Origin of the sequence: Sphingopyxis bauzanensis, from assembly GCF_002205675.1 — a bacterium.
Classification (GTDB): domain Bacteria; phylum Pseudomonadota; class Alphaproteobacteria; order Sphingomonadales; family Sphingomonadaceae; genus Sphingopyxis; species Sphingopyxis bauzanensis.
In genome coordinates this window covers 758,530-782,805 of sequence record NZ_NISK01000002.1, presented here as the reverse complement: position 1 = coordinate 782,805, position 24,276 = coordinate 758,530, and the positions used below count along the sequence as shown (strand labels likewise).

Genomic DNA, 24,276 nt, shown 5'->3' with positions numbered 1-24,276 from the left:
GCCTTGCCCTTTGGCATGGGCGTCGGGTTCGCCGCGTTGATCGGACCGGTCCTCGGCAGCTTTATCGCAACGCTGGTGCTGCGCTGGCCCGCGGGGCGTTCGGTGTTCGGGCGGTCGCAATGCGACGGCTGCCAGCGGCCATTGGGGCCACTGGACCTCGTCCCGCTGATGTCGGCCCTTTGGCTGCGCGGGCGCTGTCGCCGCTGTGGTGTATCGATTGACCGCTTTCATACCCATGTCGAAGTCGGGGCCGCGCTGATCGGCGGCACGGCGCTGGCGCTCGTGCCCGGACCGACGGGATGGCTGTGGGCGCTGTTCGGCTGGCTGCTGCTGCCGCTCGCGCTCCTCGACGCGAGGCATTTCTGGCTTCCTGATCGGCTGAGCGCATTGCTTGCGGTGATGGGGCTGCTGCTTGCCGGGCCGCTGCTTGGAGCACCGCTGCTTGATCGCTGGATCGGCGCGCTTTCCGGCGGGGCGGCGCTCGCGCTGATCGCCTGGGCCTATCGGCGTGCGCGCGGTGGGGAGGGCATGGGGGGCGGCGATCCCAAGCTGGTTGCCGCGATCGGGTGCTGGATTGGCTGGCAGGCGCTGCCGCTGATGCTGCTGCTCGCCAGCCTCGGTGGCATCGTCTGGGCGCTCGTGGTCCAACAAAAAGGGGACCAGCCGCTTGCTCAGCGGCCGGTCCCCTTTGGTGTCTTTGCCTGCGCCGCCGCATTCGCGACGGTGCCGCTCTGGCCGTTCCTTAGCGGCCGATGATGACCGTTACCGCGCGGCGATTGCGCGCATAAGCTTCTTCGGTCGAACCGATTTCGGCCGGACGTTCCTTGCCATAGCTGATGACGCTGATCCGCGACGGATCAACGCCCAGCGAGGCGAGGTAATTTTTCGCGGCATTGGCGCGGCGTTCGCCGAGCGCGATGTTGTAATCGCGGGTGCCGCGCTCGTCGGCATGGCCTTCGAGGGTGACGCGGACCGCGGGGTTGCGCTGCAGCCACTGCGACTGGGTTTGCAGCGTCGCCATGTCCTCGGAATCGACATTATACTGATCGAAGCCAAAGAAAATGCGGTCGCCCATGGCGCCAACGCTGGCGATGAAATCTTCCTGCGATCCCGGGATCACGCCGGTGCCGGTATCGGTCCCGGTGTCGGTGCCGGTCCCTTCCGGGACAGGGGGCAGCGTTTCGGGCGCTTTTTTTGCGCAGGCGCCAACGGCAAGCATGGTGATGGCCGCGATCATCGCGGTGCTCTTGCGTATCGTCATGTCGTCTGTCCTCTTGTTGTTGTTGAATTTTTCCGTTCAACGGCCAGAAACGGCCCATTCAGAACCCGATGATGGAACCCCAGTAGGGCATTTTGGTTCCTGTTCGTCACGGCAGCACCGGACCCCAACTGGGGTCCGATCCATCCTGCGGGGTCGGCAGGCGGCGCAAATTGACGCCGGTCAGGTCGACTTGCCACAGGCTCGATTTGCCCTCGCGCCCCGGCGTAGTCCGGAAAAACTGGATGACGCGCCCGTTCGGCGACCAGGTCGGTGCTTCATCCTGCCAGCTGTTGGTCAGCAACCGCGTGCCGCCGCCCGACGGGGTCATCACCCCGATACGGAATTCGCCGCCGCCCATGCGGGTGAAGGCGATCAGGTCACCGCGCGGCGACCATTCGGGGGTCGCGGCGCGGCCGCCGCCAAAGCTGATTCGCTGCTGGTTCGACCCGTCGATGTTCATCGTATAGATTTGCTGGCTGCCCGAGCGGTCGCTTTCGAACACGATCTTGCGGCCGTCGGGCGAGAAGCTGCCGCCGACGTCGATGCCCGGGGTGCTGGTCAGCCGAACCGGGGTGCCGCCGTTCGCTGCAATGCGATAGATGTCGGTGTTGCCGCCGACCGCCATCGAATAGAGGATCTGGGTGCCATCGGGTGACCAGCGCGGCGCGAAGGTCGCATTGCCGCTTTCGGTCACCAGCTTCTGCGACCCCGACGCGATGTCATAGATGAACACGCGGACGCGGTTGTTCAGATAGCTGACGTACACGATCTTTTTGTAATCGGGCGAAAATCGCGGCGAAATAGCGAGCGCCTGACCGTTCGTGATGAAGCGGTGATTGCCGCCGTCGCTGTCCATGATCGCGAGCCGCTTGATGCGGTTCCCCTTGGGGCCGCTCTCGGCGATATAGGCGACGCGGCTGTCAAAGAAGGGCGCCTCGCCCGACAGGCGCGAATAGATGGCGTCGGCGCATTTGTGCGCGGCGCGGCGCCAGTCCGACGGCTGGATTTCGAACCCCTTGCGGACCAGTTCGCTCCCCAGCGCGGTGTCATAGAGATAACAACCGACGACCAGCCCACCGGTACCGCTGGCATCGACGAAGCCGTGCACGACATTTTCAGCATTGCGCGCCTGCCAGTCGGCAAAGCGCGGAGCCTGCACTTCGGCGCGGGTGATCGCGCGGACGCCGCCGGGACCGACGGGTTCGTACAGACCGCTGCGTTCCAGGTCGGCGGCAATGACTTCGGCGATCTGACGGCCAAGGCTGTCGGTGCGCAGGCCCGCTACGGTCTGCACCGACGAGGTTGCGAGCGAGGGGATGGCGATAACTGTGCGCTCGTTCGACAGCGTGCCTTCGATCGTCTCACGCGGTTCGGTCGGCGCGACCGCAGGCGGCGTCGGTGCGGTCGTCGTTTGCGCGGCAACCGGTGCGGCAGTGAGCAGCAGGGCGAGCGAGAGGCTGATGGGACGGAGGAACATTGGCTTACCTCTTGATGAAATCGAGCGTGTAATTCTGCCAGAAGCTGTAATTGTCCTCGGGCAGATCGAAGGGTGCGGCGAGTTCGACGGCGCGTTTGGCGCATTCCTGATGGCGTTGAACCAGATTCTTGTTGCTGTCATTCTGTCCCGTTGTTGTGACGCTGGTAAATCCGCCCAATGCTCCCGAGGTAGTAAGGCGAAACTTGACTTCGGTCTCCAGTTTATCGGCATCAAAGCCGCTGACCTGGCATCTGTCCCAGCGCGGGCGGACCGCCGATTTGATACTGACGTCGATAGAGCGTTTGACCTCGGCCGCGGTCGCGGCGGCGGGGGCGCCCTTGCTCGCGGGAGTCTTCGGCTGTGACTTCGATAGCCCCTCGGCGATGCCGTCGAGGCGCCCGGTCGGGCGCGCTGGGCGGTTTTTGGCTGGGGGCGCCTTGGGCGCGGCCTTGGGCTGCGCCTTGGCCGCTGCGGGCGGGGTCTGTTTGGGCTGTGCCTTCGGCCGCGCCCCCTGCTTCGGTGTCGGCGCTGGCGTCGGGCGGACGATCGGTTCAGGCAGCGGCGGTGCTGGCGTCGGTTCGGGCGCGGCGATGTCGGTCATATCCTCTTCGCCCAGCCGCGCCGCGGGCGGGTTTTCGCTGATCACCGGGGCGGTTGACTGCACCGCGGTTTCGGCGATCAGGTCGACCTCCATGGGTGGGTTGTCGAAACGGCGTTCGCCTGCGGTCCACTGGACGGAAAGCAGGCCGATGATGACGACGTGCGCGGCCGCCGCGATAACAAAGCCGCGTCCTTCCTTACCCCTCGCTGCCATTGTGGTGGCCATGGGTGCAGCCTATTGCCCCGTATCTGAACGGTCGGTGACCGCGGCAGCGGCGGGGGTGTCGCCGCTTGCGCCCGTGGTCACCAGCGAAATGCGGGTCAGGCCCGCGCGGTTGAGTTCGCCCATCACGCGCATGACCCGGCCATAGTCGAGCCCCTTGTCGGCTCGCAGCATGATCTGGCGCGGTTTGTCGTCGCCTTGTCGTTCACGCGCGATGGCGTCGAGCCGCGCCGGCAGCTCAGCCTCCGGCACCACCTCTTCGCCGATATACAGCGTGTCGTCCGCGTTGATCGACAATTGCACCGGTTCCTGCTCTTCGGTCTCAACGGGCTTGGCGCGGCTTTCGGGCAGGTCGATCGGCACGGCGGAGGCGAGCAGCGGCGCGGTAATCATGAAGATGATCAGCAGCACCAGCATGACATCAACCAGCGGGGTGACGTTGATGTCGGCGATCGGCGCGCGGCGATGGCCGCGGCCGCGCCGTCCGCCGATACCGCCGGAAGGACCGGTCATCGCCATCAGGCGTCCACCTCAAGCTCGCGGCTAAAGGTCGCGTGCAGTCCGTCGGCGAAGCGCCCGAGGCGCGATTCGAGCCGGTTCAGGCGTTGGGAAAAGGCATTGTAGGCAATGACCGCGGGAATAGCGGCGAACAGGCCGATCGCGGTCGCGAATAACGCCTCGGCGATCCCCGGTGCGACGACCGCCAGGCTGCTGTTGTTGCTCGCCGCGATCGCGGTAAAGCTGCGCATGATGCCCCAGACGGTCCCGAACAGCCCGACGAAGGGGGCGACCGATCCGATGGTCGCCAGCGTACCGATCTTTTCGGCGAGCCGGTCGACTTCGCCTGCGACCGCACTGTTCATCGCGATGCCGAGACGCTCGCGCGTACCGTCACGATCGACATTCTTGGTCTTGGTCGAACGGCGCCACTCGCTGATCCCCGCGGCCAGCACCTTCGCGCTCGGCAATTCCTCCCCACTGTTCTTGTCGAAAAATTTGTCGATATTGTCGGCGCGCCAGAAATCGCGTTCGAAATTTTCTGACGCGCGCATCAATTTGCTGACGCTCCGCCCATGGGTGAAGATTACCGCCCAGACATAGATCGATGCCAGCAGCAGCCCAATCATTACCGCTTTCACGATGATGTCGGCCTGGAGGAACAGCGCGACGGGGGACAAAGTCGCCGCGTCGGCGGCCAGCGAGATATTGTCTAGCAAGGGATTTTCTCTCCATTCATGATGGCGGTAAAGCGGTCGGCCCAGCCCGCGGGCTGGCGGCGCGGTCGACCCTCGGGCGACAGGAAGGCGGCGGTGACTTGCCCGTCGGTCAATGTCTCGCCGCTTAACGTGTCAGTCCCGCGAAGGATGCGCTGTGCAATGATCACGCTGGCGCCGCGCACCGCTTCTACCGTACTGACCACCAGCAGGTCATCGTCGAGCTTCGCCGGGCGGCGGTATTTGATCGTCAGGTCGGTGACCGCCCAGCTACCGTCGCCCGCGTCCATCGCGGCGCGCTGGTCGATGCCTGCGATGCGCAGCATGTCCGATCGCGCGCGCTCCATATAGCGAAGGTAATTGGCGTGATAGACGATGCCCGACAGGTCGGTGTCCTCGAAATAGACTCGGGCCCGGTAGTGATGCGCCGCCCCGACGAAGGCGCCGGGGATGAAGGGGGGCGGAGCGTTTGCCATGGGGTTGATCGATAGCGGGCCTTCGACTCGTCGCAAACCCCTAACCAACGATTCGTCGCAGATGGGGGCCGTTTGGTGCGAGTTGAGCGCGGAAACGCGCTACATTCCCGAGAGTTTCGTGCCCCTGCCTTCGCAGGGACACGGCTATTTGCCGTTGTCGAACAAACCGTCCTGCGATCCCGCCGGTGGATTGAGACCCAGATGCTTCCACGCGCTCGCATTGAGCATCCGCCCGCGCGCGGTGCGCGCGATCAGACCGACTTGGAGCAGATAGGGCTCGATCACATCCTCGATCGTGTCGCGCGGTTCGGACAGTCCCGCCGCCATCGTCTCGACCCCGACCGGGCCGCCGCGGTAAATATCGGCGATCATGGTCAGGTAACGCCGGTCCATCGCATCGAGCCCCAGCGCGTCGACCTCGAGCCGGTTGAGCGCCGCGTCGGCGGCTTTGGCATCGACGATGGCATGGCCCGCGACGGTCGCGAAATCGCGCACGCGGCGCAGCAGCCGCCCGGCGATGCGCGGGGTACCACGCGAGCGTTTTGCGATCTCCAGCGCGCCATCGGATGCGATCGGCAGCGCAAGCAGCCGCGCGGCGCGGGTGATGACCTGTTCCAGCTCACCATGCGTATAGAAATTGAGCCGCACCGGAATGCCGAAGCGGTCGCGTAGCGGCGTCGTCAGCAACCCCTGCCGCGTCGTTGCGCCGACCAGCGTGAATTTGGGCAGGTCGATGCGGACGCTGCGCGCCGACGGCCCTTCGCCGATCATGATGTCCAGCGCGCGGTCCTCCATCGCGGGATAGAGGATTTCCTCGACCGCGGGCGACAGGCGATGGATCTCGTCGATGAACAGCACGTCGCCGTCCTCGAGGTTGGTGAGCAGCGCGGCGAGGTCACCCGCCTTGGCGATCACCGGGCCGCTGGTCGAACGGAACCCGACGCCGAGTTCGCGCGCAACGATCTGTGCCAGCGTCGTCTTCCCGAGGCCGGGTGGGCCATAGAAGAGCACATGGTCGAGCGCGTCGCAGCGCGATTTGGCGGCCTCGATAAAGATGCGGAGATTCTCGCGTGCCGCCGCCTGCCCGACAAATTCGGCAAGCGTCTTGGGGCGCAAGGCGGCGTCGGCGTCCTCGGGGGTGCGGATGGGGGTGGTGAGGTCGGTCAAATCAGCATCCCATTTGCGCCGCCAATGCGGTCAGGCTGTCGGCGCTATACTCCCAATCCTGCGCCGCGTCGGCATCGGGCGCGCGGGCGCCGCCATATTCCATGGGGCGGTCGATATGGGCGGTCATCAGCCCGCAACCGCGCGCGGCGGCAAGGTCGCTGTGGTGCGAAGCGACAAGGCAAAGCTCCTGCGGGGCGAGCCCCAGCGCATCGGCGGTCGCGAGATAGGCGGCGGGTTGCGGCTTGTACGCGCGGGCATATTCGGCGCCGAGGATGGCGTCCCATATGATGCCGGCGCGGCGCGCCATATCGACCATCAGCGACACATTGCCGTTTGACAGCGTGACGACGGGAAAGGCGGTGCGCAGCCGCGCGATGCCCGCGACGCTATCGGGCCAGGGGGCGAGCCGGTGCCAGGCGTCGGCCCAGTTGGCGAGCAAGGCCGGTTCGAGCGCCGCGGGGTCGATGTCCAGATCGTGCAGCAACGCGTCCAGCATCTCGCGGTGCAGGATGTCGAGCTTGACGAAGCCGCGCTGGCCGCCGCTGACGCCTGCCATGGCGGGCAGATAGCGGCGGCGCCACTGGTCGGCGAAGTCATGCGGTTCGATGTCGCTGCGGTCGATCTTTGCGAGAAACGTCGCGGATTCACGGGCGATGCTGGAGCGCCAGTCGACGACGGTGCCGAACACGTCAAAGGCGAGGGCCTTGGGGGGGCGGGCGGCGGTGGGTTCAGTCATGATGCTCTATTGCATCGCCGGTGATCGAAACCCAAGGCTCCATGCGGTCCTCGTACACCGAATAGTCGGGGACGACGCCGTGGCCAGGTTCGAAATTTCCGAGGGGTATCGCATAGGCGTCATGATAGGGGCGCGCCCGGTACCAGACGCCCGAACCGCAGGTGCCGCAAAAGAAGAAGTCGGCGGTGTTGCCGCTGTCGCCGGTATATTGCCACACCCGCGCATTGGCCTCGCCCTCGATCCGGACCTGCCCGGCGGGAAAGCGGACCTGCGCGGCAAAGGCACTGCCGCTCCGCGCCTTGCACTCGCGGCAATGGCAGACCGACACGCGAATGGGTTCGCCGGTACAGGCGATGCGGATCTGGCCGCAACGGCAGAAGGCGTTGCGGACGCGGTCGGTCACTTTGCCGCCTTCTTGAGCGCCACGCGGACCAGCGCATCAAGACCGACATCCACACCCAATTCCTCGCTCGCCGCCGCAACCGCGGCGCTCGCTTCGCCGGGTTTGAAGCCGAGGCCGGTGAGCGCGGTGACCGCGTCGGCGAGGGGGCCGGGAGTGGCGGATATGTGGGACGCGCCGCTGCCCGATATTCCTCCCAGCGCGCCGGCCTTGTCCTTCAGTTCGTGCGTGATCCGCTGTGCCAGTTTCGGCCCGACGCCGTTGGCGCGCGCGATCATGGCGCTGTCGCCGCTCGCGAGCGCGCGCTGCAAGTCGGTGATTTCGAGCGCCGAGAGGATCGCGAGCGCGACCTTGGCACCGACGCCCTGAACGCTGGTAAGCAGGCGGAACCAGTCGCGTTCCTCGGCCTTGGCAAAGCCGAGCAGTCGAAGGAAATCCTCGCCGACCAGCATTTCGGTGTGGATGGTGACCTCGCCGCCGGTAGCGCCGAGCGCGTCGAGGGTGCGCGCCGATGCCTCGACCAGATAACCAACGCCGCCGACGTCGATCACGGCATGGCCTGCGCCGCTGGAGTCCAGCCGTCCGGTGAGTTTCGCGATCATGGCCCTGTGCGTAGCGTGGCGGGAATGAAAAGGGAACAGATTTGGCCAGCTTGAAGGACGCGCGACCTTTCGGCGAACCTTTCGCCCGTCTTACGGGTTTGAACGGACGCAGACGGAAAGGAAATCCCATGAGTTATCGACGCTTTGCCGCGATGATTGCGACTTCGACGCTAGCGATGTTCATCCTCATGTACCTCAACAGCTATGCGCTCGATCATCAAATCTACAGCCAGACGCGGACCTGGATGGCGCTGCTCATGGGGGCGACGATGGCAGTGATCATGCTCGGGTTCATGTGGAGCATGTACGACGGCCGCCGCGTAAAGATCGCGATTGTCGCGGGGGCGCTGATCGTTGGGGCGGGTTCGCTCGGGCTGGTGCGCAGCCAGGCGACCGTCGGCGACGTCGCCTATATGGAGGCGATGATTCCGCACCATTCGATCGCTATCCTGACCAGCAGCCGCGCGCACATCCGCGACGTGCGCGTGCGCGAACTGGCCGACCAGATCATCAAGACACAGGTGCGCGAGATCGACGAGATGAAGCGGCTGATCGCCGACATCGAGGCGCACCCAATCCCCGGCGACGCAGCCGACCTGCCGCCGGTCGCGGTCGCTCCGTGACCGTCACCCCCGGCTGCGCCGGGGTGACTGCAAAATTGGGAGGTCGCGCCCCTCCTTTTTCTGGGTCTGTCTCAGCGCGGGCGGTGGTTCGCGTGGCAGATCGCTACCGCTAGGGCATCCGCCGCATCCGGCCCAACAACCTTCGCGCCGGGCAGCAGCACGCGCAGCATGGCCTGCACCTGTTCCTTCGCTGCGGTGCCGGTGCCGACGATCGCCTTTTTGACCAGCCGCGGGGCATATTCGCCCACTGGCAGTCCTGCGCGGGCGCAGCCGAGGAGGACGACGCCGCGCGCGTGCGCGAGCTTCAGCGTCGATTGGGGATTGTCGTTGAGGAACACTTCTTCGACCGCGGCGCATTGCGGCGCATGATCAGCGATCACCGCCGCCAGCACGGTGTCGAGATGCGCGAGGCGGTCGGGCAGGGCGGCTTTGGCGTCGGTCTTGATCTGGCCGTTGGCGATGTGGCTGATCCGGCTCCCTTCGACGCGGACGATGCCCCAGCCGGTGCAACTGAGCGAGGGGTCGAGGCCGAGGATGATCATGAGTTCCCGTTCGTGTCGGGCGTAGTCGAGATACCCCGAAGGCAAGCACGACCCATGGGCATCTCGACTTCGCTCAATGCGAACGGGCTTTTACGCCTAGCCAAGCTTTTCCATCACCGCGTCGGGGATTTCGTAATTGCCCCACACGGTCTGCACATCGTCGTCGTCGTCGAGCGTATCGATCAGCTTGAACAGCGTCTGCGCAGTCGCTTCGTCGGTGATTTCGCTTTTCAGCGTCGGGCGCCATGCCAGCTTCACACCTTCGGCTTCGCCCAGCTTGGCTTCCAATGCTTTGGCGACCTCGTGCAGGCCGTCGATTTCGGTCCAGATGTCGTGGCCGTCCTCGGACGATTCGACGTCGCTCGCGCCCGCGTCGAGCGCCGCTTCGAACACCGTGTCGGCGTCGCCCGCCTTGGCGGGATAGCTGATCAGTCCCAGGCGATCGAAGCCATGCGCGACGCTGCCCGATGTGCCGAGGTTGCCGCCGTTCTTGGCAAAGGCGGTGCGGACGTTGGTGGCGGTGCGGTTGCGGTTGTCGGTCAGCGCCTCGACGATCAGCGACACGCCGCCGGGGCCATAGCCTTCGTAGCGGATTTCTTCGTAATTATCGCCGTCCCCGCCGCTCGCCTTGTCGATTGCGCGCTGGATATTGTCCTTGGGCATCGACTGCGCCTTGGCGGCGTTGACCGCGGCGCGCAGGCGCGCGTTCGCGTCGGGATCGGGCAGGCCCATTTTCGCCGCCACGGTGACTTCGCGCGCGAGCTTGGAAAACAACGTGCTGCGCTTTTTGTCCTGCGCACCCTTGCGGTGCATGATGTTCTTGAATTTACTATGGCCGGCCAAGCCACCCTCCATCGGTCAATGTATAAGCTGGCGCCGCCCTACCGCGGGCGCCTCCAAGAGACAACCGCGTCAGATGACGACGGCGGTTCCCGACGCGCTGACCATCAGCATCGATCCGTTCTGGCCGAGCACTTCATAGTCGAGATCGACGCCGACCACGGCGTTGCCGCCAAGGCGCGCCGCTTCGGCTTCCATTTCGCTGATTGCTTCCTTGCGGGCGCGGGCGAGGACATCCTCATATTTGCCCGAGCGGCCGCCGACGATATCGGTGATCGACGCGAACAGGTCGCGGAACAGGTTCGCGCCGACGATCACTTCGCCGGTGACGATGCCCAGATATTCCCGAACCGGACGGCCTTCGACAATATTGGTCGTGGTGCTGAACATCGTCACTCTCCTGTGCTGATCGTTGTAGGGACTCAGTCGATACCGAGCGCTGATTTATAGACGTCGAGGATCGCTTCCATTTCCTTGCGGTCGTTGACCGGCAATTTGCGCAGGCGAACGATCTGGCGCATGATTTTCGGGTCGTAACCCTGCGATTTTGCTTCGTTATAGGTGTCGCGAATGTCGTCGGCGACGCCCTTTTTCTCTTCTTCCATCCGTTCGATGCGCTCGATGAAAAGGCGCAGTTGTTCGTCGGATACGGTGGCTTCGCTCATTTTATGCTCCGGTGATTGGGATGATGCGGCGCGAGAATCGCGGTTGGCGCGTCCCTAAAGCCCCGGAGGAATTTTGGCCATGCTTTCTTGGTGGCGGCGCGTCACTCGGGCGGAAAGGCCTGGCGCTTGCCGTCCAGTTTGTGGACGACGCCGCGCCGCATGACAAAGTCGACCTTTTCGAGCGCGGTGACGTCGGCCAGCGGGTCGCCGCCAACGGCAATGATGTCGGCCTCGCGCCCCGGCAGGATCGCCCCGATTGGCCTGTCGAGTTCGGCCGCATTGTCGCTGGTCGCAGCCTTGATCGCTTGCTCCGGAGTCATCCCGGCCTTGACCATCAGCGCAAATTCCTTGGCGTTGTCGCCGTGCGGCGCAACGCCGGAGTCGGTGCCGAACAGGATGCGAACATTGCCCTTGATCGCCCGCGCCACGCTTGCGGCGTGCGATGCCGCCGCTTCCTCGGCCTTGGCCAGCTGCGGACCCGGCGCTTCGCCGCGGCGCGCCTGCGCGAGCGCGGCGATCGGTGCGACCGCGGTTGGCACCAGCGCCGCGTTCGACGCCTTGAACAGCTTGACGGTCTCATCATCGATGAAGCTGCCATGTTCGATCGAATCGACCCCGGCGCGCAGCGCGGCGTCGATGCCCTCCTTGCCATGTGCATGGGCGGTGACCTTGCGGCCGAAGCTGTGCGCGGTGTCGACGACCGATTTCATCTCGGCATCGGACATCTGCTTGCCCAGCCCGCCCGCGACATTGGAGCGCACCCCGCCAGTCGCGGCAAACTTGATGACCTCTGCACCCAGGGAGATCTGTGCGCGGACCGCGCTGGCGCAGCCATCCGGCCCGTCGCAGATGTTGGTGCGCTCGGCCGCGACCGCATGGGTCAGGGTGCGGTTGAGGCCGTTGACTCCGCCATGGCCGCCGGTCACCGAAATCATCGTTCCCGCGGGGATGACGGTGGGGCCGACGATCACACCATTGTTGATCGCATCGCGCAGCGTCGTCGTGGTCCGGCCATCGCCGCCCAGGTCGCGCACGGTCGTAAAGCCCGCTTCGAGGGTGCGGCGCGCGTTCCCTTGGGCAATGACGAACACATCTTCGACGTCGCGCCCCGAGCTTTCGAGGCGGCTGCGCAGCAGATTGTCGTCGCTGGAGATATGGACGTGCATGTCGATCAGGCCGGGTAGGACAAAGGCGTTTTTCAAGTCGACGACCATTGCGCCGTCTTCGGGCGTGGCGAAGCCGTCGCGCACTTCGGCAATCTTGCCGTCGCGGACGATGATCGTCGATTGCCCTCGCGGTTCGCGGCCCGGCTGGTCGAGCACACGCCCGGCATGGATATAGGTGGTGGCGGATGGTTGTGCGGCGAGCGGGCTGCTGGCCACGAGTGAGACGCCCAGCATCGCTCCCGTCAATGTCATGCGCATCGCCCAATCCTCCCCATTTTTCCGTACCTCAGCGGCGGTTCACAACCTCATGTCCGCAAAGCGCGGTCTGAGCAAGATCAGTGATGCGGGTTCTTCGCCATGCTCGCTTCCATCCGCGCGAGCTGTTCGGGAGTCGCGGCGGTGTGATGCAGGGCTTTCCAGTCTGCGGTGGGCATGCCGTGGACGATCGTCCGGCCGGTTTCCTTGTCCATGCCGCCCGCTTCCGCGATCCAGTCGCCCAGGCAGTTGCGGCAGAAACCGGCAAGCCCCATCAGGTCGATATTCGCGGCGTCGCTGCGATGCTGGAGCAGCCGGACGAGGCGGCGAAAGGCGGCGGCGGCGGCCGCGTCGTCAAGGGCATCGAGTGCGTCGTTCGGAGTGGCCTGATCGTCGCTGCAGGACATGGCGGATTTCCTCTGGTGATGGCATGAATAGCTATACGCAGCTTGCCTTGCCGGGGGCAACGCGCCTACGCAAGCGGCCCCAGCTTTTTATCGGTTCGGAGCATTTGTGGTCCAGAGTTTTACCCCCCGCCAGCGCAAGGTGCGCATCCTGGCGACGCTTGGTCCTGCGAGCGCCAATCCCGAGATGATCGCGGCACTCCACCGCGCCGGCGCCGACGCCTTTCGCGTTAATATGAGCCATGGCGATCACGCCGGGCACGCCAAGGTGATCGCCGCGATCCGCGCGCTGGAGAAGGAAACTGGGCGCCCGACGACGATCCTGGTCGACTTGCAGGGGCCGAAGCTGCGCGTCGGGACGTTTGCCGATGGGCCAGTCGAGCTGATCAAGGGCGCGACCTTTGCGCTCGATGCCGACACGGCACCAGGCGACGCGACGCGGGTTCACCTGCCGCACCCTGAATTGTTCGCGGCGCTTGAAGCAGGCACCCGCCTGCTGATCGACGACGGCAAGCTGGTGCTGCGCGTCCAGGCAGTGTCGCCAACGCGGATCGACACGGTGGTCGAGGTCGGCGGCAAGATTTCGGATCGCAAGGGGGTCAATGTTCCCGATGTCGTCGTGCCGCTCGCGGCGCTCACCGAAAAGGACCGCAAGGACCTGACCTTCGCGCTCGAACAGCATGTCGACTGGATTGCGCTGTCGTTCGTCCAGCGGCCCGAGGACGTCGCCGAGGCGCGCACGCTGATCGGCGGCAAGGCGGCGCTGCTGGTCAAATTCGAAAAGCCATCGGGGGTGCAGCGGATCGAGGAAATTCTCGAGCTCGCCGACGCCGCGATGGTCGCGCGCGGCGACCTGGGAGTTGAATTGCCGCCCGAGGCGGTGCCGCCGCTGCAGAAACGCATCGTCGCCACCGCGCGGCGGATGGGCAAGCCGGTGGTCGTCGCGACCCAGATGCTCGAATCGATGATCGTCTCGCCCTCGCCGACGCGCGCAGAAGTGAGCGATGTCGCCACCGCGATCTACGACGGCGCCGATGCGATCATGCTGTCGGCCGAGACTGCCGCGGGCGCCTGGCCGATTGAGGCAGTGACGATGATGGACAGCATCGCGCGCTCGGTCGAAAGCGACCCCGATTATTTCCGCCGCCTGCACTTTACCGAAACGCTGCCCGACGCGACCACCGCCGACGCGCTGGCCGAAGCGGCGGGCAGCATTATCGCGACGATCGCCGCCGACGCGATCATCTGTTTCACCGCATCGGGATCGACCGCGCGTCGTGTCGCGCGTGAGCGGCCTAACGCACCTTTGCTGGTGCTGACGCCGAAAAAGGAAGCCGCGCGGCGGCTTGGGCTATTGTGGGGCGCGCATGCGGTGCCGACGAAGGACATCGGCAGTTTTGAAGAGATGATCGCCAAGGGCAAGCGCATGGCGCTGCGCCACGGCATTGGCAAGGCGGGCGCCAAGCTGGTGATGATGGCGGGGGTGCCGTTCGGCACCCCGGGTTCGACTAACGTCCTGCACGTCGCGACGCTGACCGGCGACGAGCTGCGCGGGTATAGCTGACTGGAGATTCCTCGCTGTCGCGCAGCGATGGGGAGGAGTACCGCTTGCGAAGCAAGTGGTGGAGGGGCCGCACCAGTTGCGCTATCGCCCCTCCGTCAGCGGCTTCGCCGATGCCACCTCCCCATGGCTTCGCCACAGGGAGGATCATTGAGACCATAGTCGATTCAAAACGGCACAATCCTTACCGCGCGATTCAGATAATTTTCGACCTGAGTCAGAACGGCACGACTAAAAATGGTAAACAGACTTTGCACCATTGACGCCGCGCGGCATAGTTGGTGGGTGGTGAGCGTCGGACCCGCGTTGGGGGGATTCCGCATCGCCGATCTGGAGGTCCAAACCGCGTGTCCGCACCGTTCCGTTTTCCGCGCTTTTTCGTCACCAGCCCGGCGCCTTGCCCCTATCTGGCAGGCAAGACCGAGCGCAAGGTGTTCACCGAACTCAGCGGGAATACAGCGAACGAGCTGAACGACGCGCTGGGCCGCATCGGGTTTCGGCGCAGCCAGTCGGTCGCCTATCGCCCGAGTTGCGCCGATTGTTCGGCCTGTGTTTCGGTGCGCGTCTGCGCGAGCGAATTTGTCCCGAGCAGTTCGCAGAAACGCACCATCCGCCGCAACAGCGACCTGGTCGCCACCGCGTGCAAGCCGTGGGCGACCGAAGAACAATATAGCCTGCTGCGCTCCTATCTCGGCGCGCGCCATCCCAATGGTGGTATGGCCGATATGGACGAGCAGGATTTCGCTGACATGGTCGAGCAGACCCCGGTCGACAGCTACATGATCGAATATCGCGAGCCGACCACCGACGGCAGCAAGGGCCGCCTGATCGGCTGCTGCCTGACCGACCGGCAGGGCGACGGGCTGTCGATGATCTACAGCTTCTTCGACGCCGCGCATCCCCTGCGCGAGGGTCTCGGCACCTATATCATCGCCGACCATGTCCAGCGCGCCGCGCGCGCCGGGCTGGCCTATGTGTACCTGGGCTACTGGATCGAAGGGTCGGCGCGGATGGCGTATAAGGCGCGCTTCCGCCCGATCGAGCGTCTCGGCCCCGACGGCTGGTCGCGGTTCGAACCCGCTGCGCAGAGCGGACTTGCGACGATGTTCGAACTCGCCTGACCCGTCGGGCGCGTAACCGCCAGTTTCTTGCCTCCACCGGTTGACCTTTCCCCGCTTTCAAGGGCATAGCTTTGCGTCCAGGACATTAGTCCGGGTCGCATCCGTTATGTATTCGCCGGGGGGCTGGCGAGAGGGGGGTAGGATGCCCGTGCGCGCGTTTGTTAGCATCACGACCATCGATTGCGACTGCGGTTTTGGGCGCGGCTTGGTCGCCCGCGCATGAGCGAGGCGGTCAAGGTTGCGATCATCGGGTCGGGGCCGGCGGGGCTGAGCGCCGCATCGCGCGCGGCGCAGCTGGGGCTCAGCCATGTCCTGCTCGAAAAGACCGACCATCTGTCGGACACGATCTTCAAATACCAAAAGGGCAAGCGCGTCCTCGCTACGCCCGAGCGGCTCGATCTGCGCTCCGACTGCCGTTTCGCCGAGGGCGCGCGCGAATATATCCTGGGCAATTGGGACGAGGATGCCGCGAACAACAAGGTGAATGTCGCCTATAACGCCGAGGTTGCCGAGGTGGCCGGCGCAAAGGGCGCGTTCGCGATCAAGACCGCCAAGGGCGAAGTCTACCACGCCGAAAATATCGTACTGGCGATCGGGACGCAGGGTAATCCGAACCGAATGCGCTGCGGGGGCGCCGACCTGCCGCACATCATCTATCAGGTCGACGATCCGGAGGATTTCAAGGACAAGCATATCACCGTCGTCGGGTCTGGCGACGCGGGGATCGAAAATGCGCTGGGGGTCGCCGAAGAGGCGCTCGAGAATACCGTCACGATCCTGAACCGATCAAAGGATTTTGCGCGCGCCAAGGCCAAGAATGTCTCTGACATGATGGAGGCGGGCGAGAACGGCTTTATGTCGATTCGCACCGAGACGCAGCCAAAGCTGGTCGAACCCGGCTGGCTGACGCTCGAAACCCCGAACGGCGACGAGAAAATCGAGTGCGACGTGATCGTCGCGCGGCTGGGATCGGTCGCGCCGCGCGGCTTTGTCGAATCAATGGGGATCGAGTTCACCGGTCCCGACCGCGAAGCGTTTCCGAAACTGTCGCCGACGTTCGAGACGACGGTCCCCGGTATCTATGTCATTGGGGCGCTTGCGGGCTATCCGCTGATCAAGCATTGCATGAACCAGGGATATGACGTCGTCGAGTTCCTGAACGGCAATACGGCGCTGACCCCCGCCGATGAAAAAGATCTGGCGGCGATCTTTGCCGACGTGCCGCAACAGAAGTCGGTCAGCGAATGGCTGGAATATCTGCGGTCGCGGGTCAGCATCTTTGCCGATGTTTCGCCGCTCCAGATGCGCGAGTTCATGCTGGATTCGAAGGTTGCTTTCTATCGCAAGGGCGACGTCGTTTTCGAAAAGGGCGAGCCGGGGTCGTCGTTGTTTGCAATTGCCGACGGTCGTGCGGTGGTCGAGGTCGGCCCCGATTTCGCCGTGCCGATCGAGCAGGGGTCGATCTTTGGCGAGGTCGGGCTGATTTCAGGGCGGAAGCGCGGCGCAACGATCCGCGCGGGCGAGGACAGCATCTTTGTTGAAGTTTCGCGCACTGCGGCACTGAAACTGATGGCGGCGGTGCCGGGCGCCAAGCGCGTGATCAACCGCATCTCGCTCGAACGGCAATTGCTCCAGATTTTCAAAGGCGGGTTGACGGTCGAGGATCTGGGGCCGGTGGTTGATACCGCCGAGGTCGAGCGCGTTCCTGCGGGCAAGGTGGTGCTGACCGAGGGCGAGCAGGGCGATGATGTCTATGTGATCCGGTCGGGATCGATGGTGGTCGAGAAGGACATTGGCGGCAAACCGATCTTCCTGCGCTATTTGCCTGCCGGAAGTTTCTTCGGCGAAATGGGGGTGCTGAGCGGGCAGCCGCGCAACGCTACAGTCAAGGCGGCGGTCGGCGCCGAATTGATCAAACTGACAGGCGAAAGCTTCCGTAAGATGCTCGCCTCGCGCCCGCAAGTGCGCGCCGCGACCGAGGCTGCGGTCGCCGAGCGCGCAGCGATGAACGACTTCATCGAATCGCGCAAAGCCAGCTATTCGAGCGCTGTCGACCTTTATTCGGACACCGCGAGCTTCATCATGAAGGAGGGGCTGGGCGAGGCGACCGATGCGCTGTTGATCGACGAAAATCTGTGTGTCGGCTGCGACAATTGCGAAAAGGCGTGCGCCGACAGCCACGAAGGCCTGTCGCGGCTCGACCGCGAGGCAGGCAAGACCTTTGCCCATCTGCACGTGCCGACAAGCTGCCGCCACTGCGAGCATCCGCATTGCATGGCCGACTGCCCGCCGAACGTCATCCACCGCGGCCCCGACGGCGAAGTGTTTATGGAGCCGGGATGCATCGGCTGCGGCAATTGCATGCGTAACTGCCCTTACGGGGTGATCCGCATGGAAGCGGCGCCGCCCGAAAAGCCCAGCCTGCTACGCTGGTTGCTCACAGGCTTTGGGCCGGGGCCGGGCGAACCGTCGCCCAAATGGACCAAGAAGCAATTGGGTGACGAGAAGCCCAAGAAGATCGCGGTCAAATGCGATATGTGCAAAGGCATAGCGGGCGGCCCGGCGTGCGTGCGCGCTTGTCCCACTGGCGCCGCGATTCGCGTATCGCCGGAAGAGTTTCTGTCGATCGCGCGGCTGGAAGAGGGGACCGACTGATGGCCTCGCTCTTTCAACGGCGTCGCAACAAGGCGACGCAGACCGAGCGCGTCCGCGAGCGCAAGCATGAAGGGTTCCTGCGCTATGCGGGGTTCCGCTGGGCCAAGATTTCGGGCGGGCTTTGCCTGCTGATCATCATGTCCTACGCCTTGGTCGACGTGACGCCGCGGCATAACGGCGGCAGCTGGTACGGCTATACGCTCGGCACGATTGGGGCAGGGTTGATCCTGTGGTTGACCGCGCTCGGCTATCGCAAGCGCAAGATGACGAATGATTACTGGTCGCTCAAAGCGTGGACATCGGCGCATGTCTATCTGGGGCTCAGCCTGATCGTCATTGGCACCTGGCACACCGGGTTCCAGCTGGGCTGGAACGTCCACACGCTTTCTTGGGCGTTGATGATGCTGGTGATTCTGTCGGGGCTTTATGGCGTGATCGTCTATGCGACCTTGCCCGCGGCGCTGTCGAACAATCGCGACGAGATGACGCAGATGCAGATGCTGGAGGCGATCCGTGCCTTCGACCGCCAGCTGCATAGCGCCGCGCAGCCGCTGACCCCTGCGGATACCGCGCCGGTGCTGGCGGCACTCGACGAAGACCCGTTCGCGGGCGGCATCGGCGCGCGGCTGAGCGGGCGCTATCCGAACTGCGCGACCGCGGCGGCGCTGCGGGTGCTGGCGGCGTCCCATAGCAGCGATGCGGCGGCGCGTGAGAAAGTCGTCGGGCTGCTCAAGCAGAAGGGCGCAGCGCTGGCACGATTGCGCGCACATCTGCGGATTCGCGCGCTGCTCGAAATCTGGCTCTACGTGCATGTGCCGCTGACCTTTGCGCTGATCGCTGCGCTGTCGGCGCACATCATCAGTGTCTTCTTTTACTGGTGAGGTGGGGACGATGAGCTTCATCCTGCGCCGGATCTCAACGACCAAGACGGGCAAGCAGATCGTCCGCGACCAACCGCTGCCGGGTGATACGATCACGCTCGGCCGCGATAGCGGCAATATCATTCACGTCGCCGACCTCGCGGTGAACCCGCATCACGCAACGATCAGCAGCACTGACGGCCGCCATGTCCGCGTCGCGGCGAATGAAGGGCTGGGGTTCGACCTCAACGGTCGCAGCGAGACCCTCGCCGACATCGACAGCGGCGCGGGCGGCGAGCTGCGTTTCGGCGGGCACCGGCTGACGATCGCGCGCGAGGGGGAGAATATTATCCTGCTCGTCGAACGGATCGATGAGCTGTCGCAGTCGTCGAAGGATGTCGATGAGGCCAAGGCCTTCTCGCTGCAGGGCGTATTGCTGGGCAAGCGGATGGGGGCGTGGTCGTTCGGCGTGCTGATGCTGCTCGCCTTCCTCGTCGGGCCGATCTGGGCGTGGCACAGCTACAAGAAGGTCAATGAGCGACCCGACGGTTTTCACGCCGACAGCAGTTGGCTGTCGGGGCCGCTGTCGAGCGCGCACGCCAGCCTGAAGGACGACTGCCAGTCGTGCCATGTCGAACCGTTTGTCGCGGTGACCGACAAGGCCTGCGTCAGCTGCCACACCGGCGAGCACAAGACGATGAGCGCCGCCCATGCCAATGCCCCGACCGCGATGCTGCTGGCCGCGCGCGCGCCGGGGGGCGGGTTCGACAAATTTCTGGCGAATGTCGGCGAGGCGTTCAACAAGCCGCAGGGGCGCTGCGTCGATTGCCATACCGAGCATGAGGGCGCGGGGCCGATGCCCGCGACACCGCAAAAATTCTGCGCCGATTGCCACGATGGAATGCAGGGCAGGCTGAAGACCGCAGGGCATCCGACGATGCTGGCCGACGCCGCCGATTTCGGCACTGGCCATCCCGAATTCCGCCCGCTCGTCCGCGCGGCGCCGGGTGCCAAGCTAGCGCGCGCCGCGCCCGGCAAGGGGGCGGTCGATTATAATGGGCTGAAATTCCCGCACGATGAGCACATTCAGGCAACCGGCGGGGTCGCGCGGATGGCGGCGAGTTTCCGCGGGCGTTATGATTTCGGGCAAAAGCTGGAATGCGAAAATTGCCACCGGGTCGAGGCCGACGGGGTGCGCGTCAAACCGATCGAGATGGAGCGCGATTGCGCGATGTGCCATAGTCTGGCGTTTGAGACTGTCGGCGGTACGACGCGCACGCTGCGCCATGGCGAACCCGATCAGGTCGTTGCGGACCTGACCGCTTATTATCGTTCGACCCCGCCCGCGCGGCCGCTCCAGCTGGGCGGAATGCAGCGGCGGCGGCCGGGCGCCTATGCCTATGGGCAGGTGTACAACATCTATTTCAACGAGGTGGCGGTGCGGCCGAGCCGGGCGCAGGACGCGGTGCGCGCGGTGTTCTCGAAAGGCGGCGCCTGCTTTGATTGCCACACGATCTTTGCCCCGCAGGCTGGGAACAGCTGGCGCGTGGCGGAGGTAAACCAGACCGCGCGCTACCTGCAAAAAGGCTGGTTCGACCATGACGCGCACAAGGAAACCGACTGCGCCGGCTGTCACACCGCCGCAACGGGTTCGAAAACATCAGCCGACCTCCTCGTTCCGGGGCTGCGTCAGTGTCGCGACTGTCACGTCGGAGAAGGCGGGGCCCGGCTGGTGAAGGTCGAAACCGCGACCGAATCGCCGTGCGCGATGTGCCACGAATATCACTCCGACGGCGGTCAGCCGTGGGTTCCGAACCGTCAGCGGAAGGTAAACGCCGCGGCAATCACAAATAAACCCTCGCGTGGTACCTATGGTGTGAGCCTGATCACAGGAACCGAGGGGCCGAACCTGTATAAAGTGACGTGGCGCACACCTGTCTTGCACGGGGCAAGTCGGGGCGGATAGATTTTGGGGGTCGGCGACCGCTGACCGGAGCAGGGGACGGATGTGCTGATCGCCCAGATCACCGATATCCATTTGGGGTTCGATCCGGACAATCCGGCCGAATATAACCGCAAACGGCTCGACGATGTGCTCGATGTGCTGATCGACGGGCCGAACCGCCCCGATCTGTTGCTGGCGACCGGCGACATCACCGATCGCGGCGACGAAGAAAGCTATCGCCGCCTCGCCACCGCCTTTTCGCGCTGCCCCTTTCCGGTGTGGGCCAGCGTCGGCAACCATGATCTGCGCGACAATTTTCACGCGCGCTTCCCCGGCCTCGACGATGGCAATGGCTTTGTCCAATATGCGATCGACTTGCCCGAATTGCGGCTCGTGACGATCGATACGCTGGAGGAAGGACGCCATGGCGGCGCCTTTTGCGACGCCCGCGCGGCGTGGCTCGACGCCGAACTGGCGAAAGCGCCGAACAAGCCGACCTATGTCGTGATGCACCATCCGCCGATCGAAAGCGGCATCGAATGGATGAACACCCATCCCGATGAGCCGTGGGTTAAGACCTTCACCGATGTCGTAAATCGTCACCGCCAGGTGCGCGGTCTGATCTGTGGTCACCTGCACCGCAGCGTAACCGTGGCGTGGGAAGGGCGCACCGTCGCCATCTGCTCATCGACCGCGCCGCAGGTCGCGCTCGATCTGCGCCCGATCGACGAGAACCGTCCGGATGACCGCCCGATGATCGTTGCGGAAGACCCGGCCTACGCGCTCCACCGCTGGAACGGGCGCGAACTGGTCAGCTTTTACGACTTCGCTGGGGCGCACACGATGCTGGCGAAATATGACCCGAACTTGCAGCCGTTGGTGCGCGAGTTGAAAGCTGAGCGGCCGACGTAAAAGCCGTCACCCCCGCCAAGGCCGGAGCGACGGTATCGTCAATACCCCAGTGTCAAATCCACTCGCGGTTCGACCGCCTCACCCTTATTCCAGCGGCCCAGATTTTCCAGGAATCGTTGCGCTGACCGCACAAACATCTTGTCCTGGGCGCGGCCCGACAGGTGCATGGTAATGTGCGCGTTGTCGAGGCTCCACAGCGGGTCATCGGCAGGCAGCGGTTCAGGGGTGGTGACGTCGAGGAACGCGGCGGCAATCTGCTGTTCGTTCAGCGCCGCGACCAGCGCGTCCTGATCGACGACGCTGCCGCGCGCGATGTTGATCAGCGTCGCGGTCGGTTTCATCGCCGCGAGTTCGGCTGCGCCGATCATGCCGTCGGTCTCGGGGGTGGCGGGGACCGCGAGGATCACCCAGTCGAAATCTCCCAGCTGGGCGCGCCACTGGTGGGGAGTCAGCGTGTTGGGTGCGGGTGAGCGGCGCACCACCGTCACGTCGACGGCGAAGGCCTTCAGCCGCTCCTCGATCAGCTTGCCGATCGCGCCATAGCCGAGCAGCAGCGCCTTCGACCCGAACAGCTCGACCTTACCCGGCGAGTCCATCAACCATTCGCGGCGTTCCTGCGCACGCACGACGTCGCGGTAGCCCTTGGCGACGGTGAGCATGCCCATCACGACATATTCGGCGATGGTGATCGCGTTGATCCCGGCGCCGTTGGTGACGACGGTGCCGCGCTGGGCGAGAAGGTCGAGCGGCATGCCGTCGACCCCGGCGTAGATCGAGTTGAGCCATCTGAGGTTGGTCGCCGCGGTGATTACCGCGGCCATGTCCTTTTTATCGTACATATCGAACCAGCCGATTTCGGCGTCGGGCGCCAGAGCGAGCGCCTCGTCCTTCGACTGGAAAAAGTGCGGTTCGACCCAGTCGGGCAGGCGGTTTTCGACGAGCGGGCGAATGAGGCCCGACAGGACGGTGACGGTCTTGGTCATAAATCTCCCCTCCCGCACGCAGTAGGGGCCGGGGGTGGGCCTGTCCATGCGCGGCGGGTCGGCCGTTCATGCCCACCCCTAGCCCCTCCCGCAAGCGGGAGGGGGACTTAATTGTCCAGCCGCCAGTCCCAGCCGAGCGGGTCGCCGTCCATCACCTCGACCCCTGCGGCGGTGAGATCGTCGCGGAGTGTATCGGAGGTCGTGAAGTCCTTTGCGGCGCGCGCTTCCTTGCGGCGGTCGAGGGCGGCTTCGATTTCGGCTTCGGTGATGGTGGCGGATTTGGGGCGGACGCGGGGGAGGCCCGCAACATCGTAGAAAAATTTAAGCCCGAGCACATCGCCGAAATCTGCCACAGCGTCGGATCTCTGCCACTTGTCGAGATGTTTGGCGGCGAACGTGCGTTCGACAACTGTCAGGGCTTGCGGCGTGTTGAGATCGTTTGACATGGCTTCGTCAAACTCCCTGCGAAGTGCCACTATTTCGGGACTATCCGCGCGCTCCTCGCGGCTACGGCGCTCGATCTCGCATTCAAGCGCGGCAGCCGAATTGCGAAGTCTTTTCAATCGCGTGAATGCTGCGCCGAGCCCCTCCCACGAAAACTCCAGCTCGCTGCGATAATGTGCCTGCAGGCACATCAGGCGATAGGCGAGGGGGTGGTAGCCTTTGTCGATCAGCAACTGCAGGCGCAGGAATTCGCCTGCGCTCTTGCTCATCTTGCCGCTGCGTTCGATCAGGAAATTATTGTGCATCCAGATGCGCGCGCCGCTGGCGTCGCTGCAGCTGTGCGCCTGGTTCTGGGCGATTTCGTTCGGGTGGTGGATTTCGCGATGGTCGATGCCGCCGGTGTGGATGTCGAAGGGGAAGCCCAGCAGCGCTTCCGACATCACCGAGCATTCGAGGTGCCAGCCGGGGGCGCCGCGGCCCCAGGGCGAGTCCCATTCCATCTGGCGTGTCTCGCCGGCCGGGGTCTTGCGCCAGATCGCGAAGTCGGCGGCGTGGCGCTTGCCCTCGACCTCTTCGATCCGGCCTTCGCCCTCGTCGGTTTTTGCGCGTGCCAGCGCGCCGTATTCGGTCACCGTCGACGTGTCGAAATAGAGGCCGCCATCCAACTCGTAGCAGTGCTTGGCTTCAATCGCCTTCGCAAACTCGATCATCTGCGGCACATAGTCGGTGGCGATCGACCAGTGTGCGGGCTGGCGGATGTTGAGCGCCTTCACATCGGCCCAATAGGCCTCGGTATAATGGCGCGCGATGTCCCAGATCGACTGCGCCTTTTCGGCCGCCATCTTTTCCATCTTGTCCTCGCCCGCATCGGCGTCGTCGGTCAGATGGCCGACGTCGGTGATGTTGATGACATGGGTGAGCTTGTACCCTTTGAACGACAGCGTACGCCCTAGCGTGTCGGCGAAGACATAGGCGCGCATGTTGCCGATGTGCGGGTAGTTATAGACCGTCGGGCCGCAGCTATAGACGCGCGCCTCGCCGGGGTGGACGGGCTGGAATTCTTCCAGCTGGCGCGTCAGGCTGTTGAACAGCATCAGCGGCTGCGAGGCAGGGGCGTCGGTCATGTCCGCGCCCATGCCCCGCC

At 64.7% G+C, this 24,276-nt stretch carries 26 protein-coding genes; 8 read left to right on the top strand and 18 right to left on the bottom strand.

All coding sequences use genetic code 11. From position 1 onward, the window contains the following. The first annotated feature begins 15 nt into the window (after nucleotides 1-15). Nucleotides 16-756: a prepilin peptidase gene (locus CDQ92_RS10345; RefSeq protein ID WP_373289588.1), complete on the top strand. Its 741-nt coding sequence runs from the start codon at nucleotides 16-18 to the stop codon at nucleotides 754-756. Here CDQ92_RS10345 and pal read toward each other — a convergent pair. The 10 genes from pal to ruvA form a co-directional block, all read right to left on the bottom strand. Next, complete coding sequence (gene pal, locus CDQ92_RS10340; RefSeq protein WP_188682228.1) at nucleotides 743-1,261, bottom strand: peptidoglycan-associated lipoprotein Pal; 519 nt, start codon at nucleotides 1,259-1,261, stop codon at nucleotides 743-745. The genes CDQ92_RS10345 and pal overlap by 14 nt on opposite strands. 106 nt (nucleotides 1,262-1,367) lie before the next feature. Beyond that, complete coding sequence (gene tolB, locus CDQ92_RS10335) at nucleotides 1,368-2,738, bottom strand: Tol-Pal system beta propeller repeat protein TolB (RefSeq protein ID WP_088441265.1); 1,371 nt, start codon at nucleotides 2,736-2,738, stop codon at nucleotides 1,368-1,370. A gap of 4 nt (nucleotides 2,739-2,742) precedes the next feature. Continuing rightward, entirely contained in the window at nucleotides 2,743-3,564 is an 822-nt protein-coding gene (locus CDQ92_RS10330; RefSeq protein ID WP_088441264.1) for a hypothetical protein, read from the bottom strand. A 9-nt stretch (nucleotides 3,565-3,573) separates the two neighbouring features. After that, nucleotides 3,574-4,080 (bottom strand): protein TolR, encoded by a 507-nt coding sequence (tolR, locus tag CDQ92_RS10325; RefSeq protein WP_088441263.1) that lies wholly within the window; start codon nucleotides 4,078-4,080, stop codon nucleotides 3,574-3,576. Further along, complete coding sequence (gene tolQ, locus CDQ92_RS10320) at nucleotides 4,080-4,778, bottom strand: protein TolQ (RefSeq protein ID WP_088441262.1); 699 nt, start codon at nucleotides 4,776-4,778, stop codon at nucleotides 4,080-4,082. Before tolQ ends, tolR begins: the two co-directional genes overlap by 1 nt. After that, nucleotides 4,772-5,251 carry a YbgC/FadM family acyl-CoA thioesterase gene (locus CDQ92_RS10315; RefSeq protein ID WP_088441261.1) on the bottom strand — a complete coding sequence of 160 codons (480 nt, stop codon included), beginning with the start codon at nucleotides 5,249-5,251 and terminating at the stop codon, nucleotides 4,772-4,774. Before CDQ92_RS10315 ends, tolQ begins: the two co-directional genes overlap by 7 nt. A 144-nt stretch (nucleotides 5,252-5,395) precedes the next feature. Beyond that, the gene (gene ruvB, locus CDQ92_RS10310) at nucleotides 5,396-6,418 is read right to left on the bottom strand and encodes a Holliday junction branch migration DNA helicase RuvB (RefSeq protein WP_088441260.1); all 1,023 of its coding nucleotides are present in this window, start codon (nucleotides 6,416-6,418) and stop codon (nucleotides 5,396-5,398) included. 1 nt (nucleotide 6,419) lies between these two features. Then, on the bottom strand, nucleotides 6,420-7,154 hold the full coding sequence (locus tag CDQ92_RS10305) for a haloacid dehalogenase type II (RefSeq protein WP_088441259.1): 735 nt from the start codon (nucleotides 7,152-7,154) through the stop codon (nucleotides 6,420-6,422). Next, a complete protein-coding gene (locus CDQ92_RS10300; protein ID WP_088441258.1) occupies nucleotides 7,147-7,557 on the bottom strand; it encodes a GFA family protein in 411 nt (136 codons plus the stop codon). Before CDQ92_RS10300 ends, CDQ92_RS10305 begins: the two co-directional genes overlap by 8 nt. After that, on the bottom strand, nucleotides 7,554-8,156 hold the full coding sequence (gene ruvA, locus CDQ92_RS10295; RefSeq protein WP_088441257.1) for a Holliday junction branch migration protein RuvA: 603 nt from the start codon (nucleotides 8,154-8,156) through the stop codon (nucleotides 7,554-7,556). The genes CDQ92_RS10300 and ruvA overlap by 4 nt, the downstream gene beginning before the upstream one ends. 128 nt (nucleotides 8,157-8,284) lie before the next feature. On the opposite strand from ruvA, the gene CDQ92_RS10290 reads away from it, so the two are divergent. Then, a complete protein-coding gene (locus CDQ92_RS10290; protein WP_088441256.1) occupies nucleotides 8,285-8,779 on the top strand; it encodes a DUF305 domain-containing protein in 495 nt (164 codons plus the stop codon). A gap of 71 nt (nucleotides 8,780-8,850) precedes the next feature. Here the strand turns inward: CDQ92_RS10290 and ruvC are convergent, their stop codons facing one another. The 6 genes from ruvC to CDQ92_RS10260 all read right to left on the bottom strand — a co-directional run bounded on the left by ruvC (nucleotide 8,851) and on the right by CDQ92_RS10260 (nucleotide 12,654). Further along, nucleotides 8,851-9,321 carry a crossover junction endodeoxyribonuclease RuvC gene (gene ruvC / locus CDQ92_RS10285; protein ID WP_088441255.1) on the bottom strand — a complete coding sequence of 157 codons (471 nt, stop codon included), beginning with the start codon at nucleotides 9,319-9,321 and terminating at the stop codon, nucleotides 8,851-8,853. Between the two features lie 96 nt (nucleotides 9,322-9,417). Then, the gene (locus tag CDQ92_RS10280; protein ID WP_088441532.1) at nucleotides 9,418-10,164 is read right to left on the bottom strand and encodes a YebC/PmpR family DNA-binding transcriptional regulator; all 747 of its coding nucleotides are present in this window, start codon (nucleotides 10,162-10,164) and stop codon (nucleotides 9,418-9,420) included. Nucleotides 10,165-10,233: 69 nt separating this feature from the next. Further along, nucleotides 10,234-10,551 carry a YbjQ family protein gene (locus tag CDQ92_RS10275; protein ID WP_088441531.1) on the bottom strand — a complete coding sequence of 106 codons (318 nt, stop codon included), beginning with the start codon at nucleotides 10,549-10,551 and terminating at the stop codon, nucleotides 10,234-10,236. Between the two features lie 32 nt (nucleotides 10,552-10,583). Then, entirely contained in the window at nucleotides 10,584-10,826 is a 243-nt protein-coding gene (locus tag CDQ92_RS10270; RefSeq protein ID WP_088441254.1) for a DUF2312 domain-containing protein, read from the bottom strand. A 101-nt stretch (nucleotides 10,827-10,927) separates the two neighbouring features. Next, nucleotides 10,928-12,244, bottom strand: coding sequence for a metal-dependent hydrolase family protein (locus CDQ92_RS10265; protein ID WP_088441530.1), 1,317 nt, complete (start codon nucleotides 12,242-12,244; stop codon nucleotides 10,928-10,930). Nucleotides 12,245-12,327: 83 nt separating this feature from the next. Continuing rightward, complete coding sequence (locus CDQ92_RS10260; protein ID WP_088441253.1) at nucleotides 12,328-12,654, bottom strand: DUF1244 domain-containing protein; 327 nt, start codon at nucleotides 12,652-12,654, stop codon at nucleotides 12,328-12,330. 106 nt (nucleotides 12,655-12,760) lie between these two features. On the opposite strand from CDQ92_RS10260, the gene pyk reads away from it, so the two are divergent. The 6 genes from pyk to CDQ92_RS10230 all read left to right on the top strand — a co-directional run bounded on the left by pyk (nucleotide 12,761) and on the right by CDQ92_RS10230 (nucleotide 21,705). Further along, nucleotides 12,761-14,215: a pyruvate kinase gene (pyk, locus tag CDQ92_RS10255; protein WP_088441252.1), complete on the top strand. Its 1,455-nt coding sequence runs from the start codon at nucleotides 12,761-12,763 to the stop codon at nucleotides 14,213-14,215. 344 nt (nucleotides 14,216-14,559) lie between these two features. Further along, nucleotides 14,560-15,333, top strand: coding sequence for an arginyltransferase (locus tag CDQ92_RS10250; RefSeq protein ID WP_088441251.1), 774 nt, complete (start codon nucleotides 14,560-14,562; stop codon nucleotides 15,331-15,333). 219 nt (nucleotides 15,334-15,552) lie between these two features. Then, nucleotides 15,553-17,988, top strand: a complete 2,436-nt coding sequence (locus tag CDQ92_RS10245) for a cyclic nucleotide-binding domain-containing protein (protein ID WP_088441250.1) — start codon at nucleotides 15,553-15,555, stop codon at nucleotides 17,986-17,988. Then, on the top strand, nucleotides 17,988-18,869 hold the full coding sequence (locus tag CDQ92_RS10240) for a hypothetical protein (protein WP_088441249.1): 882 nt from the start codon (nucleotides 17,988-17,990) through the stop codon (nucleotides 18,867-18,869). Before CDQ92_RS10245 ends, CDQ92_RS10240 begins: the two co-directional genes overlap by 1 nt. Next, the gene (locus tag CDQ92_RS10235; protein WP_229667030.1) at nucleotides 18,850-20,814 is read left to right on the top strand and encodes a cytochrome c3 family protein; all 1,965 of its coding nucleotides are present in this window, start codon (nucleotides 18,850-18,852) and stop codon (nucleotides 20,812-20,814) included. Before CDQ92_RS10240 ends, CDQ92_RS10235 begins: the two co-directional genes overlap by 20 nt. Before the next feature lie 42 nt (nucleotides 20,815-20,856). Further along, complete coding sequence (locus CDQ92_RS10230; RefSeq protein ID WP_088441247.1) at nucleotides 20,857-21,705, top strand: phosphodiesterase; 849 nt, start codon at nucleotides 20,857-20,859, stop codon at nucleotides 21,703-21,705. Between the two features lie 38 nt (nucleotides 21,706-21,743). On the opposite strand, the gene CDQ92_RS10225 is transcribed toward CDQ92_RS10230, so the two are convergent. Continuing rightward, nucleotides 21,744-22,688, bottom strand: a complete 945-nt coding sequence (locus CDQ92_RS10225) for a D-2-hydroxyacid dehydrogenase (RefSeq protein ID WP_088441246.1) — start codon at nucleotides 22,686-22,688, stop codon at nucleotides 21,744-21,746. 107 nt (nucleotides 22,689-22,795) lie between these two features. Next, on the bottom strand, nucleotides 22,796-24,256 hold the full coding sequence (cysS, locus tag CDQ92_RS10220) for a cysteine--tRNA ligase (RefSeq protein ID WP_088441529.1): 1,461 nt from the start codon (nucleotides 24,254-24,256) through the stop codon (nucleotides 22,796-22,798). Nucleotides 24,257-24,276 lie beyond the last annotated feature (20 nt).